This is a genomic window from Marinobacter excellens LAMA 842, assembly GCF_001574445.1.
GTDB lineage: Bacteria > Pseudomonadota > Gammaproteobacteria > Pseudomonadales > Oleiphilaceae > Marinobacter > Marinobacter shengliensis.
Genome location: NZ_LOCO01000002.1, coordinates 318,266 through 336,423, shown reverse-complemented (window position 1 = coordinate 336,423; position 18,158 = coordinate 318,266). Strand labels below are relative to the sequence as shown.

At 57.5% G+C, this 18,158-nt stretch carries 14 protein-coding genes; 6 read left to right on the top strand and 8 right to left on the bottom strand.

All coding sequences use genetic code 11. The features are described 5' to 3' along the window. Positions 1-119 precede the first annotated feature (119 nt). The 5 genes from J122_RS03605 (at position 120) to J122_RS03585 (ending at position 6,431) form a co-directional block, all read left to right on the top strand. Positions 120-1,820: an extracellular solute-binding protein gene (locus J122_RS03605; protein WP_061331161.1), complete on the top strand. Its 1,701-nt coding sequence runs from the start codon at positions 120-122 to the stop codon at positions 1,818-1,820. A 46-nt stretch (positions 1,821-1,866) separates the two neighbouring features. After that, positions 1,867-2,952, top strand: a complete 1,086-nt coding sequence (locus J122_RS03600; protein ID WP_061331160.1) for a microcin C ABC transporter permease YejB — start codon at positions 1,867-1,869, stop codon at positions 2,950-2,952. A 2-nt stretch (positions 2,953-2,954) separates the two neighbouring features. Then, complete coding sequence (locus J122_RS03595; RefSeq protein WP_061331159.1) at positions 2,955-3,977, top strand: ABC transporter permease; 1,023 nt, start codon at positions 2,955-2,957, stop codon at positions 3,975-3,977. 1 nt (position 3,978) lies between these two features. Continuing rightward, positions 3,979-5,577 (top strand): ABC transporter ATP-binding protein, encoded by a 1,599-nt coding sequence (locus J122_RS03590; RefSeq protein ID WP_061331158.1) that lies wholly within the window; start codon positions 3,979-3,981, stop codon positions 5,575-5,577. A 68-nt stretch (positions 5,578-5,645) separates the two neighbouring features. Next, positions 5,646-6,431: an enoyl-ACP reductase gene (locus tag J122_RS03585; protein ID WP_061331157.1), complete on the top strand. Its 786-nt coding sequence runs from the start codon at positions 5,646-5,648 to the stop codon at positions 6,429-6,431. 52 nt (positions 6,432-6,483) lie between these two features. On the opposite strand, the gene J122_RS03580 is transcribed toward J122_RS03585, so the two are convergent. Both J122_RS03580 and J122_RS03575 read right to left on the bottom strand, forming a co-directional pair. Continuing rightward, the gene (locus J122_RS03580) at positions 6,484-6,888 is read right to left on the bottom strand and encodes a PilZ domain-containing protein (protein ID WP_061331156.1); all 405 of its coding nucleotides are present in this window, start codon (positions 6,886-6,888) and stop codon (positions 6,484-6,486) included. Between the two features lie 9 nt (positions 6,889-6,897). After that, entirely contained in the window at positions 6,898-8,634 is a 1,737-nt protein-coding gene (locus J122_RS03575) for a DUF1631 family protein (protein WP_227510075.1), read from the bottom strand. Positions 8,635-8,901: 267 nt separating this feature from the next. Here J122_RS03575 and J122_RS03570 point away from each other — a divergent pair, with 267 nt between their 5' ends. After that, the gene (locus J122_RS03570) at positions 8,902-9,975 is read left to right on the top strand and encodes a 3-deoxy-7-phosphoheptulonate synthase (protein ID WP_061331154.1); all 1,074 of its coding nucleotides are present in this window, start codon (positions 8,902-8,904) and stop codon (positions 9,973-9,975) included. Between the two features lie 84 nt (positions 9,976-10,059). On the opposite strand, the gene cobA is transcribed toward J122_RS03570, so the two are convergent. From cobA to J122_RS03540, 6 genes are all read right to left on the bottom strand, one after another. Continuing rightward, on the bottom strand, positions 10,060-10,911 hold the full coding sequence (gene cobA, locus J122_RS03565) for a uroporphyrinogen-III C-methyltransferase (protein WP_061331153.1): 852 nt from the start codon (positions 10,909-10,911) through the stop codon (positions 10,060-10,062). Next, positions 10,908-12,182, bottom strand: coding sequence for a serine--tRNA ligase (gene serS / locus J122_RS03560; protein ID WP_061331152.1), 1,275 nt, complete (start codon positions 12,180-12,182; stop codon positions 10,908-10,910). The genes cobA and serS overlap by 4 nt, the downstream gene beginning before the upstream one ends. Before the next feature lie 120 nt (positions 12,183-12,302). After that, entirely contained in the window at positions 12,303-13,637 is a 1,335-nt protein-coding gene (locus tag J122_RS03555; RefSeq protein ID WP_061331151.1) for a replication-associated recombination protein A, read from the bottom strand. Then, on the bottom strand, positions 13,637-14,251 hold the full coding sequence (lolA, locus tag J122_RS03550; RefSeq protein ID WP_228704052.1) for an outer membrane lipoprotein chaperone LolA: 615 nt from the start codon (positions 14,249-14,251) through the stop codon (positions 13,637-13,639). The genes J122_RS03555 and lolA overlap by 1 nt, the downstream gene beginning before the upstream one ends. A gap of 52 nt (positions 14,252-14,303) precedes the next feature. After that, the gene (locus tag J122_RS03545) at positions 14,304-16,889 is read right to left on the bottom strand and encodes a DNA translocase FtsK (RefSeq protein WP_061331149.1); all 2,586 of its coding nucleotides are present in this window, start codon (positions 16,887-16,889) and stop codon (positions 14,304-14,306) included. Between the two features lie 23 nt (positions 16,890-16,912). After that, on the bottom strand, positions 16,913-18,136 hold the full coding sequence (locus tag J122_RS03540) for an O-succinylhomoserine sulfhydrylase (protein WP_061331148.1): 1,224 nt from the start codon (positions 18,134-18,136) through the stop codon (positions 16,913-16,915). Between the last annotated feature and the right edge of the window lie 22 nt (positions 18,137-18,158).

Sequence of the window (18,158 nt, the reverse complement as noted above, 5' to 3'; positions counted from 1 at the left end):
GCGAGTACGGGCGGAAAGTGGTTCCCATCAGACGTCCTGTTGCCGAAAAATTTTCGGTTTATTATGCCAGAAACGAGCTTCTGCCGCGCAGACTCCTAGCGCCCGTGCATGGGATCGCCATGCACGGTGAGTTGAAGTACCCGGAAGGCTTCAGCCACTTCGATTACGTCAATCCTGAAGCCCCAAAGGGCGGCACCCTGAAGCTGTCCGTGGTATCCAACGGCTTCGATAGCTTCAACCCGTTTGTGATTCGGGGCGTGGCAGCCGCCGGCGTCAGCACCTACGTCTATGACACACTGATGGAATCATCCTCGGATGAGCCGTTCTCCGAGTATGGCTTAATTGCCGAGAGCGTGGAGTTTCCCGAGGACCGCCGATATGTGATCTTTAATTTGCGGGAAGAAGCCAGGTTTCAGGATGGCACCCCGATCACCGCCAAAGACGTCGAATTCTCGCACCGTATCCTGACCACCGAAGGACACCCCTTCTACCGCAACTACTATGCGGACGTGAGCAAGGTCACCGTTGAAGATAGCCATCGTATCCGATTCGATTTCGGTGACACCGAAAACCGTGAGCTGCCTCTGATCCTGGGGCAGATGCCCATCCTCCCAGCCCATTACTGGGAAGAGCGGGAGTTTGGTCGAAACGGTCTGGACGTTCCGGTGGGCAGTGGGCCCTACCGCATTGGTTCGTTCGATGCTGGGCGCTCTGTTACCTATGAGTTGGTTGAAGACTACTGGGCAAAAGACCTGCCTGTACGTGTGGGACGTTTCAATTTCCAGCGCATCCAGTACGAATACTACAACGATGACACGGTAGCGCTGGAAGCCTTCAAAGCAGGCAACTTCGACTTCCGCCAGGAAACCTCCGCAAAGAACTGGGCAACCGCCTACACCGGCCGGCGTTTCGAAGATGGCCGAATCGTTCGCGAGGCCATCCCTCATCAACGCCCAAGCGGTATGCAGGGTTTTGTCTTCAACACCCGAAAGCCGGTATTCAGTAACCCGAAGGTCCGCCAGGCCCTGGCTTACGGCTTTGACTTCCAGTGGGCTAACCGCAACTTGTTCTTTGACCAGTACACCCGAACCAACAGCTATTTCGAAAACAGTGAACTGGCCTCATCCGGTCTACCTCAAGGCCCTGAACTGGACATCCTTGAACGCTTCCGCGATCAGCTGAACCCGGAGGTCTTTACCCGCGAATACACTCCGCCTGACACCAGCGACAGCCGGTCCATGCGCGACAATCTGCGGGCAGCCATGGAACTGCTGAACGAGGCCGGCTACAGCATCCGTGGCGGCAAAATGGTGCATGAGGAAAGCGGCAAGCAACTGAGCTTTGAAGTGCTGCTGTTCCAGAAGAGTTTTGAACGTGTGGTACTGCCCTTTACCCGCAACCTGGAACGCCTGGGCATAGACGTCACCGTGCGCCTTGTTGACAGCAACCAGTACATTCAACGGGTGCGCAGCTTTGACTTCGACATGATCACCCAGGTGCTTCCGCAATCCGACTCCCCCGGCAACGAGCAGAGGGAATACTGGCACTCCAGCACCGCGGACGTATCCGGCTCCCGAAACTTCATGGGTGTTAACGACCCCGTGGTAGATCAGTTAGTCGACATGGTGATCCAGGCACCGGATCGGGAACAATTGGTGCACCGTGTGCGCGCCCTCGACCGGGTACTGCTGCACAGTCACTATGTGATTCCGCACTGGTACCTGACCAAAGACCGGGTAGCCTACTGGAACCATTTACAGCGACCTGAGGTCACACCGAAAAATGGTATCGACCTGAACAACTGGTGGATCAACCGCTGATCCACCGACTGTCACCAACGCTGTAATGAAAGGATTCCTCCCCTAAATGGGCATCTACATTCTCCGGCGGCTTGCTCTGATCATCCCCACACTGGTGGGGATTATGCTCCTCAATTTCATCATTGTTCAGGCCGCACCGGGCGGCCCGGTTGACCAGCTTATTGCCCAGATGGAAGGCCACGGCAGCAGTGCCCTGGCACGGGCGGGCGGTGGTGATACCGGTGGCGAAGTCGTCACCAGCTCCGGCGACAGCCGGGGTTCCCGGGGCCTGCCACCGGAATTGCTGAAAGAAATCGAGGTGATGTACGGTTTCGACAAGCCCGCCCATGAACGCTTCCTGAAGATGCTCAAGGATTACGCCACGTTCAATTTCGGCGAATCCTTTTTCCGGGACCGTACCGTCGTTGAGCTGATCATCGACAAGATGCCGGTTTCCATTTCCCTGGGGCTCTGGTCAACCCTGATCATTTACCTGATTTCCATCCCCCTGGGCATTCGCAAAGCGGTGTCAGATGGCTCCCGATTCGATGTCTGGACAAGCTCTGCCATCGTGGTGGGCTATGCCATTCCCGGCTTCCTGTTTGCTATTCTGTTGATCGTGTTGTTTGCCGGCGGCAGCTATTTCGACTGGTTCCCCCTCCGGGGCCTGACCTCTCCGAATTTCGATGAGCTCAACTGGTACCAGAAGATCGCTGATTACTTCTGGCACCTTGCCTTGCCGGTGACCGCCAATGTGATTGGCGGCTTTGCCACCCTTACCTTGCTCACCAAGAACTCGTTCCTGGATGAAATCGGTAAACAATACGTGGTGACGGCCCGTGCCAAGGGACTGGCAGAAAAACAGGTACTCTATGGCCATGTGTTCCGCAACGCCATGCTTATAGTGATCGCCAGCATGCCGGGTGTTCTGGTGTCCCTGTTCTTTACCGGGTCTTTGCTGATCGAAGTGATTTTCTCCCTGGACGGCCTTGGCCTGCTAGGCTTCGAGGCGGCTCTTAACCGGGATTACCCGGTGATTTTCGGCACTCTCTACATCTTCACGCTGATGGGTTTGATTCTGAAGCTGATCAGCGACATCACCTATGTGCTGGTAGATCCGCGCATCGATTTTGAAAGCCGGGAGGGCGCATAACCATGCCCCGACTGACTCCCATCCAACAGCGCCGACTGCGGAATTTCAGGAATAATCGCCGTGGTTTCTGGTCACTGTGGCTTTTCCTGGCCCTGTTCGGTCTTTCCCTGGTGGCAGAACTGATCGCCAACGACAAGCCACTGGTGGTCTCCTATCAGGGCGATGTCTATTTCCCGGTGGTACAGATGGTGCCGGAGGAAACCTTTGGCGGCTTTCTGCCCACGGAAACCGACTACCGGGATCGCTTCATCCGGGACGAAATAGAGGCCAACGGCTGGATACTCTGGCCGCCGATCAAGTTCAGCTACGACACCATCAACTATGAACTGAGCGTACCCTCGCCCGCGCCACCCAGCGCCGAACACTGGCTGGGGACCGACGACCAGGGCCGGGACGTGGCTGCCCGGGTCATCTACGGCTTCCGGATTTCCGTGGTTTTTGGCCTGACCCTGACCATCGCCAGCTGCATTGTCGGCGTGATCGTCGGTGCCATTCAGGGCTTTTACGGCGGCAAGGTGGACCTGTTCGGCCAGCGTTTTATCGAGATCTGGTCCGGCCTGCCAATGCTGTACTTGCTGATTATCCTCTCCGCCATTGTCCAGCCCAACTTCTGGTGGTTGCTGGGCATTATGTTGCTGTTCAGCTGGATGGGGCTGGTGGATGTGGTTCGTGCCGAATTCCTGCGGGCGAGAAACTTCGAATACGTAAAAGCGGCCCGGGCGCTCGGGTTGGGTAACCGGCACATCATGTTCCGGCACATTCTGCCGAACGCCATGGTGGCCACCCTCACCTTTTTGCCGTTTATCCTGACCGGGGCCATTACCGGGCTTACCTCGCTGGATTTCCTGGGCTTTGGCCTGCCATCCGGTTCACCATCCCTGGGGGAGCTGATTGCCCAGGGCAAGGCCAACCTCCATGCCCCCTGGCTGGGCATTTCTGCCTTTGTGTCCCTGTCGGTGATGCTGACGCTCCTGGTATTTGTAGGCGAAGCCGTACGAGATGCCTTTGACCCGAGAAAGAACTGATATGAGTGAGCTCCTGACCATCTCGGATCTGTCCATCCACTTTGATAACGGCCCGTTGGTCGTAGACAGCCTGTCGCTGCGGGTTCGCCTTGGGGAAACCCTGGCGCTGGTGGGCGAAAGCGGCTCTGGCAAATCGGTGTCGGCCCTGTCTGTTCTCAGGTTACTGGATGCCCGGCACGCCCGTTATCCATCTGGCAAGATTCTGTATCGTGGCGAAGACTTGCTGGGCGCAAACGATAGCAGGTTGAGGCAAATCCGCGGCCGGGAGATCAGCATGATCTTCCAGGAGCCCATGACCTCGCTCAACCCCTTACACACGGTTGAAAAGCAGATCACCGAAACTCTGGAGCTACACAAGGGCATGCGTGGCCCCCAGGCCCGAAAGCGTTGTATTGAACTGCTCGACCTGGTGGGCATTCCCGAGCCAGAGCGGCGCCTGAACAGCTACCCACACCAGCTGTCCGGTGGCCAGAAACAGAGGATCATGATCGCCATGGCCCTGGCCAACGAACCGGATCTGCTAATCGCTGACGAACCCACCACGGCTCTGGATGTGACCGTACAGAAACAAGTACTGGAGTTGCTGGAATCGCTGAAACAGAAACTCGGCATGGCCATTCTGATGATCACCCACGACCTGAGCATTGTCCGCCGCTATGCGGATAGAGTGGTGGTTATGGAACAGGGTCAATGCGTTGAGGAAGCCGCCACCGAGCAACTGTTCACCGCGCCTGCGCACCCCTATACCCGGAAGCTCATTGATGCGGAACCACCAGAAAACCCTCTCCCACCGACGGATGGTGGTAGAACACTGATGGAAGTCACGGGGCTGAATGTTCAGTTCCCCATTCGCAAGAACCTGCTGGGCAAGGTCAAGGAGAGTTTCCACGCGGTTCAGAACGTGAGTTTTGCCCTGCAACCAGGCGAGACACTGGGTATTGTCGGTGAAAGCGGCAGTGGCAAAACCACCATCGGACATGCGCTACTGAAGTTAACCGCCAGCACCGGGAGTATCCGGTTGGCGGGAACCGAACTTGGGCCTCTGTCCCAGAAGCAGTTCCGACCCTGGCGCAAGCGGGTCCAGATTGTCTTTCAGGATCCTTTCGGTAGTCTGAGCCCCCGGATGTCGGTGGCTGAAATTGTCCGTGAAGGGCTAGAGATACACGACACCAACGATGCCGAGCAACACGACGCCAGAGTGATTCAGGCACTGAAGGATGTGGGGCTGGACCCAGACGCCAGGCACCGTTACCCCCACGAATTTTCCGGCGGGCAGCGACAACGCATTGCCATCGCCCGGGCACTGGTGTTGCAGCCGGAACTGATCATTCTCGATGAGCCTACCTCCGCCCTGGACCGGACCGTCCAGAAGCAAGTGATTGAGCTTTTACGGGAAATTCAGGCCAGATATAAGCTAAGCTACATCTTTATCAGTCATGATCTGGCTGTCGTTCGGGCACTCAGCCACAAATTGCTGGTGCTGAAGAACGGCCAGATAGTGGAGTACGGGGCCGCTGAGGCTATTTTCCGGGCACCGAAACAGGACTACACCCGGGAACTGCTGACCGCGGCTTTCTTTTATCAGCCTACGACCAATTGACCGTTACCCCAGCCGACGCATGTCGGGGATAATGCGCTGAAACCAAGGAACACAGGGAGCAGATACCCATGGGAATCCTCAGTGGCAAGAAAGCACTGATTGTTGGTGTAGCCAGCAAACATTCCATCGCCTACGGCATCGCCGAGGCATTCGCCCGTGAAGGCGCTGAACTGGCCTTCACTTACCAGAACGAAAAGCTTCAGTCCCGGGTTGAGAAATTCGCGGATCAGTGGGGCAGTCAGCTGACGTTCCCCTGCGATGTGGCCAGTGACGAGCAGATTGACGCTGTGTTCACCGAGCTCAACAAACACTGGGATAACATCGACATCATTATTCACGCTGTTGGTTACGCGCCAGCGCATGAACTCGACGGTAACTATGTGGATGTGACCACCCGTGACGGTTTCCGTATCGCCCACGACATCAGCTCCTATAGCTTTGTCGCACTGGCCAAGGGCGCTCGCAAGATGATGCATGAGGGCAGCAGCCTGCTGACCTTGAGCTATCTCGGTGCGGAAAGGGTTCTGCAGAACTACAACGTCATGGGGCTTGCCAAGGCCTCACTGGAAGCCAACGTGCGCTACATGGCCGCCAGCCTTGGCCGGGAAGGTATCCGGGTAAACGGTATTTCCGCAGGCCCTATCAAGACTCTGGCTGCTTCCGGCATCAAGAGTTTCCGCCGAATGCTGGCCGAGAACGCCAAGCAGGCTCCCCTTCGCCGCAACGTCACCACTGAAGAAGTCGGTAACGCCGCAGCGTTCATGTCGTCCGATCTTGCCTCTGGTATTACTGGTGAGATTCTCTACGTGGATGGCGGCTTTAACATCACCGGGATGAGCGAACTGGAATCCTGATTGTCATCCTGTGAAGTCATCAAATAAGCCGGCTCCATGCCGGCTTATTTGTTCAACTCTCAGCAAGGGCTGTGGCAACCGCATCCATCCATTCCAGATAATCCGTCTCATCCGATTCCAGAATCTGGACACCCATCAGGTATTCCTGGCCCGTTTCACGGCACCACACAACCTCCACCATTAACCGAAACCGCTGCGTTTTGTGCCCAAGACTGATCTCCGCCATCAGCAACGAGTTCAGCACCAACGGCTCCGACGAGACAAGGCTCAGGCCCCTCGCCGAAATATCGCGAATCTGGCATTCAAGAGGAACGGCATCCTGTACCTCAACATCCGGTTCAGGTGACTCAAGCCACAGCCATGCCCGAGCCCTGGCGGTTAAACGATATTCCTCGCGATTGTCCTGCCCACCGGGTAACCCCTGGGAGCTTCCGAACTCGTAGTTATCATCAACCATAAGCCATCCTCAGTTACGGCCAACACGGATCCGGCCAACAACCCGGCTCAGGGTGTCGTCGAACTCTGCTGCACTCCCCAATATCCGGATGCGGCCTGATACAACCCCGGATACCAGCTCATCGTGTAGAAACTCACGGCGATTAAGCCCCAGACGGTCCACGAACACGAACTTCCGGGATGCAGAAATCTTGACCGCCAGTTTCAGCCTGGTCGGTTCCTCATCATCCTTCTGGGCGGCCAGTACAATCCAGCCTCCCAAACCAATACTATCCACCTGTTTGGCCGCCGCCAGCTCACGTTCTTTCTGGAGACGTTCGTGCTCCGCTTTCTCATCTTCCTGGCGCTGCCGTTCCACTTCGGCCCTCTGTTGCTCCAGGGCTGCCTGTTTTGCCTCTTCTTCGGCCTTTCTTGCGCGCTCGGCGGCTTCCTTCTCCTTTCGCAGTGCCTCTGCCCGAGCCCTCGCTTCCCGAGCCGCCTCTTCACGTTGCTTCTGTTGTTTCTCGCACACTTTGAACAACAGGTTCACGGTTTCCGAGAGCACCTCACCAAACGGTGTCGGAGCCGGTAAGGGCCGCAGGGTGTCGGCTTCAAGATCTGCCAGGAACAGCGCCCAGTCCTGCAGGCCGAGCTTGACGCCGGCGCCGTTGGTCCAGAGCACTTCCCCACTATCTTCGAGCAGCGCGAACAAATAACGCCTTTGCTCAGCGGCGCCCTCACCTTCGACAAACCAGCGGCCGATAAAGCCCTCGGCCTGTTGCGGGTCTACCGAAGCCAGCGATAGCCAACGGCTGTCCCAGGTCAGACTGGTGCCGCTACCCAGGGCAGGCTTGAGTTCCGGCACCTCGCCGCGGATACGCGCTACGATAACCGTCTGAATATCCGCCAAAGCGTTCTCCGGTAACCCCTGGCCGAGGGCCCGGGTCCACACATCCTGTATCCGGCCTCCTATCTGCTCGCCTACATGGTAAAGCCGGTTCCGGTCTCTGTCCGACAGTGCAGGATCACCAAGCCATACCAACCACTCGAGCAGTTTGTTGGCGTGTCGATACAGCTCACTGTCTGTGCCCTCGGACCAGACGCTCTGTTTGAGAACCTTGTACCAGTCCTCGATGATGAATCGACTGATGACCACCGGTAACTCACGCCCTGTCAGTGCCCTGCCGATCAGCGCGCGGGAAACCTGGTCGGCAAGACGCTGCCGCGAAGCACCACGCTCGGTCTCAAGAAGACGTTCACGCAACCGGCTGACCTGGTGCTCACCTTTCTCCCGGTCATCAAGCCATTGTTGACAATAGCTCTCCACCAGTTCGGGCTGGCCACTTTCAAAGCTGCCGGACACCGCGATAACCAGGCTGTCCAATTGGTCCAGCAACACCCTGGATGATCGCCCCCCGGTATCACTCCACCCCCGCCACTCCTGCAGGTTGTCCAACCAGTCAAGAACAACGTCGCTGAACACATTGGTTCCGCGGGTATCGAGCTGCCACGCCAGCCAGAACCGTAATCTGGCAATACGACTGACCAGGGCACGATGCAAACCACTGGTTTTCAGGAACACGTCCATTATCCGGTCAGACAGATAGGCTGCATTGACCTGGCGCACGGTCCATTCGATCTGCACCGACCGCAGAACGTCCGTTACCCGCTCGTCCCGTTGTTCCGTCCAACAGGAAAACAACAGCGGGCGCCAATCGGCATTGGACTCAGGTGACGATTTTCCGGCCGGATAGGGTAAATCCGGCACCCGGATACCCGAAAGAACCTGCGTAATCCTCTCTGAAACCACCTTTCGGGGGGAAGAGTCTGCTTGTGGTTTCCTGGCTGGCGGCGACATCCGTTACCTGTTGACTGGAAGCGTTGAAAAGGGTCTTCAAATAACGCAGTATAACCAACTCGCCGGGGTTTACAGCAACTGCAGACCGGCACCATTCGCGTTAATTATTAAACACCGGGCCCATAATGACAGCGTTACCCGGTGATGTAACGATCTGATTCGGGGAAGCACAACAAGATGTCGGGCAAGAAACTGGAAAACCTGAACGTGGCCAGCCAGGAACCACTGATCACTCCTGAAGCGCTGAAGAACGAAATGCCGCTGTCAGATGAAGCTGCCGAAACCGTAGCCTCTGGCCGCCAGGCCATTTACGACATCATGGATGGCAAAGACCACCGCCTGTTTATCGTGGTTGGCCCCTGCTCTATCCACGATGTGGAGGCAGCCCGCGATTACGCTGCCCGGCTGAAAAAACTCGCCGACGAAGTCAGCGATACCCTGCTGCTGGTGATGCGGGTATATTTCGAGAAACCGCGCACCACCGTTGGCTGGAAAGGCCTGATCAACGACCCACACCTGAACGATACCTTCGATATTGAACAGGGCCTGCACATTGGCCGTCGCTTGCTGCTGGATATCAACGAGATGGGTCTGCCAACCGCCACCGAGGCCCTGGACCCAATCTCCCCCCAGTACCTGCAAGACACCATTGCCTGGTCCGCCATTGGCGCCCGCACCACCGAGTCTCAAACCCACCGGGAAATGAGCAGCGGCCTGTCCATGGCCATTGGCTTCAAGAATGGCACTGATGGCAGCCTGGACGTAGCCGTTAACGCCATGAAATCGGTTTCTCACCCCCACAGCTTCCTGGGCATCGACCAGCAAGGCAAGGTGGCCATCATCCGCACCAAGGGCAACAACTATGGCCACGTGGTGTTGCGCGGCGGCGGTGGCAAACCGAACTATGATTCCGTGAGTGTTGCACTGTGCGAGCAGGCGCTGGACAAAGCCAATCTGCGCAAGTCGATCATGGTGGATTGCAGCCACGCCAATTCCAGCAAAGATCCGGCCATTCAGCCTCTGGTCATGCAGGATGTGACCCATCAGATCCTGGAGGGCAACCAGTCTATCCAGAGCCTGATGGTGGAAAGCCACATCAACTGGGGTAACCAGTCCATTCCGGAAAACCTGGCAGACCTGAAATACGGCGTGTCGGTAACCGATGCCTGTATTGACTGGGAAACCACCGAGAAAGCCATTCGGGATATGCGCGAAAAGCTCAAAGACGTGCTGCCCAAGCGTAACGCCTGAGCGCGCTGACAGGATTCACGGGGTAGCCGATCAGCTTCGGCGCCCCGTGCTACGAATACACTGGCTCGCTTTACTTCTCCTCCCTCAGGCGCCCTCTACAGCTCCCCGCCATTCCAGGCGACTTCTGAGCCCGACCACGTGACCGATAATCACCAGAGTGGGCGCCTGAACACCACTGTTCTCCACCTTGCCAACAATATCACTGAGCGTGCCCACCACCACTTTCTGGTCGGCGGTTGTGCCCTTGGACACCAGCGCCACCGGCATATCTGGTGTCATGCCATGGCCAATCAATTGCCGGCAGATAATCGGCAATCCCACCAAACCCATGTAGAACACCAGTGTCTGATTATTCTGCACGAAGTCTGACCAGGGCAAATCGCAGGTATCGTTTTTCAAATGCCCGGTAATAAAGCGCACCGACTGGGCGTGGTCCCGGTGAGTCAGCGGAATGCCCGCATAGGCCGCACAGCCGGACGCTGCGGTTATGCCGGGAACCACCTGAAAGCGAACACCGGCAGCCGCCAGCGTTTCAATCTCTTCGCCGCCGCGGCCGAAGATGAACGGGTCACCACCCTTGAGGCGCACCACTTTTTGGCCCTCCCGGGCCAGCTCCACCAAGCGCTGGTTGATCTGATCCTGCGGCAACGTGTGATTTGAGCGCTGCTTGCCGACATGAACCACCTCAACGTTATCGGGGATCAGGGAGAGTATTTCCGGGGAAACCAGCCGATCGTAGAGAATAACGTCGGCGGACTGGATCAGGCGCCAGGCCTTGAGGGTCAGAAGTTCAGGATCACCTGGGCCGGCGCCCACCAGGGCGACCTCGCCCGCAGAATTATTCGGGTTTTCGGTTACCGGGTTGGGCCTGTACCGAACTGGTGCAGGCCCTGCCTTGACGCCCCTTCCTGGTGCATCCGTGAATGGTTCGCTCATTGGATCAGATCAATGCCTTTCATATAGGGTTTGAGAACGTCCGGAACCAGAATACTGCCGTCCTCCTGCTGGTAGTTCTCCATCACCGCGATCATCGCACGGCCAACGGCCAGACCCGATCCGTTCAGGGTATGAACAGGCTCGGGCTTTCCGGTTTCCGGGTTGCGCCAACGTGCTTGCATACGCCGTGCCTGAAAATCACGGGTGTTGGAGCAGGATGAAATTTCCCGGTATTTACCCTGCCCAGGCAGCCACACTTCCAGATCGTAGGTCTTCGCTGCGGAGAAGCCCATGTCGCCGCCACACAGGGTAACCACACGATACGGCAGTTCCAGCAACTGCAGCACCTTCTCGGCATGCCCAGTGAGCTGTTCAAGCGCCTCGGTGGAGTCCTCGGGGCGCACAACATGCACCAGTTCAACCTTGTCGAACTGATGCTGCCGGATCATGCCACGCACATCCCGGCCGTAGGAACCCGCTTCGCTGCGGAAACAGGGGGTATGGCAAACCATCCGCAGCGGCATTTCACTGACCTCGAGAATACTGTCGGCCACCAGGTTGGTCGCCGGCACTTCGGCGGTCGGGATCAGGTACAGCGGGTTGTCACCGGCGGTACGGAACAGATCCTCTTCAAACTTGGGTAGCTGGCCGGTACCGAACAGCGCGTTGGCATTGACCAGGTACGGCACATAGGCTTCGGTATAGCCATGCTCTTCTGTGTGCAGGTCGAGCATGAACTGAGCCAGTGCCCGATGCAGCTTCGCCAGTTGGCCGCGCATGACGGCAAAGCGGGAATGCGCCAGTTGGGTGGCCTTCTCGAAGTCCAGACCCTTGAGCTGTTCGCCCAGAGCAACGTGGTCCCTGGGTTCGAAATCAAAGTTACGCGGCGTGCCCCATACACGGGTCTCTACGTTGTCGTCTTCGTTGGCGCCCGGTGGAACGTCTTCATCCGGCAGATTGGGAATGCCGGCAAAAAACGCGTTCAGGGATTCCTGTACTGAGCGCAACTCCTCCTCAGCTTCGGCCTTCTGCTGCTTGAGATTGTCCACCTCTTCCAGTAGCGGTTTGATGTCTTCACCCGCCGCTTTGGCCTTACCAATGGATTTCGACCGTTTGTTCTGCTCGCTCTGCAGCGTTTCCGCACGAACCTGAATGGCTCGACGGCGTTCCTCAAGGCGTTCGAAGGTGGCAACGTCAAACTCGAAGTTTTTGATAGCCAGCCGACGGGCAATTTCTTCAGTCTGTGAACGGACACGTTTCGGATCGAGCATGATCTTCCTGAATTTTCCGGTTAACGAATAGTATGGATATCACGGCATTATACCTGCCGTGGTTCTGCTGACCACCATCCCCGGGCCGAGGGCCAGGTAATTTGCGGCATGAGGGTTACATCAATAACGCTTTTTGCCGCTTCGGGCATCGAGATCATCCAGGCGCTGGCGCTTTTCAGCCAGTTTGATCTCCAGTCCACGCATGACCGGCTGATAGTAACGGCGCTGGTGAATCACTTCAGGCAGGTAAGACTCTCCGGCAGCGTAAGCGTCCGGTTCGTCATGGGCGTAGCGATATTCATCACCGTGGCCCAGGCTTTTCATCAGCTTGGTAGGAGCATTACGCAGGTGCACCGGCACTTCGTAATCAGGATCCTTTCGGATGTCCGCCATGCACTGGTTGAACGCCTTGTACACGGCATTACTCTTTGGCGCCAGCGCCAGGTAGGTGACGGCCTGGGCCAGCGCCAGCTCCCCTTCCGGCGACCCCAACCGCTCCTGGGCATCCCAGGCCTGCATGGTAATTTGCAGGGCACGGGGGTCTGCGTTACCGATGTCTTCGCTGGCGATCCGCACCAGGCGCCGCGCCACATACAGGGGGTCACAGCCGCCATCCAGCATACGGCAAAGCCAGTACAGGGAACCATCGGGACTGGAGCCACGCACGGATTTGTGCAACGCGGAGATCTGGTCATAGAACACATCGCCGCCTTTGTCGAAACGGCGCAGACTGGTTTGCAGCACCTGTTCCAGAGTCTGGGCAGTTATGACGTTCTGTCCGGTACTATCAGGCTCGGCCAGATCGGCGGCCACCTCCAGAATGTTCAGGGCGCGCCGTGCATCGCCTCCAGAAGCTTCAGCCATGTTATCCAGCACCTCCGCTGGAACCTGCAGGCTGCCACCGAAACCCGCCGGCGAAACCAACGCTCGATTCAGAAGCTCAAGGATGTCCGGCTTGTCCAGATTTTTGAGCACATACACGCGAGTCCGCGACAGGAGCGCGCTGTTCAGTTCGAAAGAGGGGTTTTCCGTGGTGGCACCCACAAAAATGAAGGTGCCATCTTCAATATGTGGGAGAAATGCATCCTGCTGGCTTTTGTTGAACCGGTGCACCTCGTCAACGAACAGCAGCGTGTCCCTGCCCTGGGACTGCTTGCGGTTGCGGGCCCGCTCGACCACATCCCGGATATCCTTGACGCCGCTGAGCACGGCAGAGAGCGTTTCATAGGACAAGTCACCCACGTTGGCCAACAGCCGGGCAAAGGTGGTTTTGCCCACTCCGGGTGGCCCCCAGAGAATCATCGAATGCAGTTGGCCCTGTTCTACGGCGCGCCTGAGCGGTTTTCCGGGGCCGACCAGATGAGCCTGGCCAACGTATTCGTCCAGGTTGGTCGGCCGCATTCTGGCCGCAAGGGGCTGGAATCCGGCCTCGGGCTCAAACAGGTTGTCCTGCATCAGGCACCGTCCCGAATAATATCCACCTCCTCGGGGTATTCCAGGCGGAAGGCACTGTTGTCCAGTTCCTGATTCAGGGTTATCCGGTCAAAGCTGAGAATACTCAGTTGAGACAGCGAATCTTCCATTCTCATTTCCTGGAGCTCACCGTTGTAGAAGCTCAAGCGCAAGGATGTAAACAGGGAATCGGCGCCCCTGGGAACCAGTGTGAACTCGCGGGTATTGTCACCCATCCGGCGCTCACTCACATCGTAGGTTTCCTCAAGATTATCCACTTCGCCACTCAGAAGCAGCGCCGGTGTTGTCTGCACCCGGTCATCGAGGGTGTGAATAGTGACCTGTTCCAGATCCGGGTCGTAAACCTCCACCGTGTCGCCGTCACTGACAATAAACTGGGACAAAGGCGCACCGGTCTCCCAGTAGAACAGACCCGGGCGCTTGGCCTTGAGGGAACCGCGGGTTTCCTGAACCCGGTTGCCATTTTCATTGACCACAATCTGGATGAAATCGGCCTGGTAGGTTTGGTAACTGCGCAACATGGAAGCCAGCTCTTCAGCGGCATCGCGAGAGCTGTTACCCTGTTCCGCAGAGGCCGTTGCCACAACGGCCATCATGCACAGCGCCGCTATCGTCGTGTAGACAGATCTGATCATAAGTATGCTGCTCCTAGTCTCTTGGGGGCGGCGGCGCCAGAACTTCCCTGGCACCATTGTGACCCGCCGGACTGACCACTCCCGAGGCTTCCATGGCGTCCACCAGGTTCGCGGCACGGTTGTAGCCGATCTTGAATTTACGTTGTACGGAGGAGATCGACACCCGTCGGTTCTCGGTCACATAAGCGACCGCTTCGTCGAACAGCGCGTCTCCTTCGTCACCACCGCCTGCACCGCCTTCGCTGAGGGTTGGCACGCCCGGCAGGTGCTCACCTTCGGCGCCGTTAAGCACATCATCCACGTATTCCGGTTCACCCCGGGCTTTCCAGGCACTGACCACCCGGTGTACTTCGTCATCGTCAACGAAGGCTCCGTGTACCCGAACCGGCAGGCCGGAACCCGGCGGCAGGTATAACATATCGCCGTGGCCCAGCAGCTGTTCGGCGCCGCCCTGATCAAGCACGGTACGGGAGTCGATCTTGGACGACACCTGGAACGACATCCGGGTCGGGATATTGGCCTTGATCAGGCCTGTGATCACATCCACGGATGGCCGCTGGGTAGCAAGAATCAGATGGATACCGGCGGCACGGGCCTTCTGGGCAATGCGGGCGATCAGCTCTTCCACCTTTTTGCCGACAATCATCATCATGTCAGCAAATTCGTCGATTACGACAACGATGAACGGCAGGGTTTCCAGTTCTGGCCGCTCCTGTTCGTCGTTGGCCAGGTATTCATCCGGTTTCCAGAGAGGGTCCAGTAACGGCTCGCCCTCGGCGCGGGCGTCTTTCACCTTTTTGTTGTAACCGGCGATGTTGCGCACGCCCAGGCTGGCCATCAAACGGTAGCGCCGTTCCATCTCCGCCACACACCAGCGCAGTGCATTGGCGGCTTCTTTCATGTCCGTCACAACCGGTGCCAGCAGGTGCGGGATGCCATCGTAGATGCTCAGTTCCAGCATCTTCGGGTCCACCATGATAAAGCGCACTTCATCGGGGCTGGCCTTGAGCAGCATACTCAGCAGCATGGCGTTAACCCCGACCGATTTACCCGAACCGGTCGTACCGGCCACCAGCAGGTGCGGCATCTTGGCCAGGTTGGCCACCATCGGATTACCACCAATATCATTACCCAGCGCCAGGGTCAGCGGCGATGACGACTCGGTAAATACCCGGGCCCCAAGCACTTCGCTCAGACGAACGATTTCCCGCTCCTCATTGGGAATCTCGAGGCCCACCACGGACTTTCCGGGTATGACTTCCACCACCCGCACACTCAACACTGCCAATGAACGGGCCAGATCCTTGGCCAGGTTGGAAATCTTGCTGACTTTCACCCCGGCGGCGGGCTTGATCTCGAATCGGGTGATAACCGGGCCAGGATTGACTTCGACCACCTCAACCGTGACACCGAAATCCGCCAGTTTCTCTTCGAGCAGGCGCGACATGTGCTCCAGAGATTCTTCCGAGTAGCCCTTTTCTTTGTGTTCCTCTGGCGGGTCCAGCAAGGAAATCGGCGGAATCAGGCTCTCAATGTCTTCCAGCAAAGAGCCCTGCTTGCTGTTGGTTTTCTTGTCGGCCGGCTCCTGATCATCCTTCTTGAATGGGGCAATTTTCAGCGCCCGGTTCGCGGGCTTGGGCTGCTGAGGCGCGGCCGCCTTGCGAGGCGTTTCATCCCGATCCCCTGAGCTGAAACTTTCCAGTCTTGCGGGTTCAGGTTCAATTTCAAGAAGCCCGTCAATAGCCGGTTCCTTGCGAGCTTTGCTTCTGTCTTTTTGCGTTCCTTTCTCGGCCATTTTTGCTTTACGGCGGAACAAACGGCGCCACCAGGCGTCTTTCTTCGGTGGCTTTTCTGTTACCGGATCGGTCCTTGCCACCCGATCTTTGACGACCGGAGGCTCTGGATCAGGGCGGGCACTGGATGGCGCACCGGGGCTTTTCACATTGCGCTCGCTACTTTTAAACAGCGACTGAAGCCAGCGCCCGGTTTTCAGAGTGAATCCACCAACATGGTCCATCAGGCGGAACCAGGACAGGCCGACGGTCACGGTCAGGGCGAACAGGAAGATCGCGATCAGCAACAGCGTGGTGGCCGGCAGATTGAAGAAGCGCACCATGGCTTCTGAAACCGCGGTGCCCAGTACACCACCGGAGGAGGCACCAAGACCAAATACCGAATAAAGGGAAAGCAGGCTGGTGGCCGACAACAGAATCAGCAGAAACCCGCCAAAGCGAACCATGAACAGTGGCCAATGGAGGTCGAGTGACTCGTGCCTGCGACGGATCAGCATGACGGCATAACCGGCAATCATCACCGGGAAAAGCCAGGAAACCTGCCCGAAGAAGTCTACCAGCAGGCTTGCGAGCCAGGCGCCGGAGCGCCCGGCGGCGTTATCCACGCGGGTATCGTGGCCGATACTCGCCCACCCGGGGTCAGACGCACTGAAGGTAAACAGCGCCATCGCCAGATAGATGCACAGCACAATCATGCCGATAACCGCACCCTCTCTGGCCCCTTGGGCCATCAGGCGGCGAAAGCGCTGTTGTTTTTCTGTCAGTTCCGTCGATGCTGCTTGTTTCGCTTTAGCGGATTCCGCCATGAATGCTCAAACCGTCAGTGAGTTTAGTCTTTCAGCGCCTGAAAACCCCGTGTCAGATCGGCTTTCAGGTCATCAATGGCTTCAATGCCAACAGACAACCGGATCAGATTCTCGGTGATGCCCGCCTTGTCTTTATCCTCGGGAGATAACCGGCCATGGGTTGTCGTCGCCGGGTGGGTGATGGTGGTTTTCACATCACCCAGATTCGCTGTGATTGAAATCATTCGGGTGGCATCAATAAAGCGCCAGGCTTCTTCTCTGCCCCCTTTAACCAGAAACGACACAATTCCGCCAAACCCGTCCTGTTGCTTCTTCGCCAGCTGATGCTGGGGATGGCTTTCAAGACCGGCGTAGAACACCTTATCCACGCTCGGCTGGCTTTCCAGCCAATTCGCCAACTCTAACGCATTGTTGCAGTGGGCTCGCATACGGATCGGTAAGGTTTCCAGCCCTTTCTGGAACACCCAGGCATTGAACGGGCTCATGGTGGGCCCGGCAGATCGCAGGAACCCGTAGATCTCATCCAGATACCTGGCAGGCCCCACCACTACCCCGCCAACACAACGGCCCTGGCCATCCAGATACTTTGTGGCTGAATGAATCACCAGATCCGCACCTTGCTCAAGGGGTCGCTGCAATACCGGCGTACAGAAACAGTTATCCACCACAAACAGGGCATCGTTGGCCCTCGCCAACGCAGACAACGCGTCCATATCAGCGATTTCACAAAGCGGGTTGGATGGCGTTTCAATAAACAGCATCCGGGTTTCTGGCCGGACTGCTGCCTCCCAGCCGTCTGCATCGGTCAGGCTAACGAACGTGGTTTCAACCCCGAAACGCGCCATATACTTCTGGAACAAGACGTTGGTGGTACCAAACACGCCACGGGAACAGATAACGTGATCTCCGGACTGCAGCAACGCCATACAGGTACTCAGGATGGCCGCCATGCCCGAGGCAGTGGCAACGGCCTTTTCTCCACCTTCCATGGCAGCGATGCGAGCCTCAAAACCCTGAACCGTTGGATTGGTAAAACGGGAATAGATGTTGCCGGGCTCCTCACCACCAAAACGGGCTGCCGCCTGGGCGGCACTGCCATAGACGAAACTGGAGGTCGGAAAGATGGCGTCGCTGTGCTCCAGCTGACCGGTGCGGACCTGCCCTGCCCTCACGGCCAGGGTATCCACTGACATACCGTCCAGATCCGATTCAGGAATCCAGAGATGTTCTTCACGGCCGATTGTCATAGTGTTCTCCTGGCACGGGCGT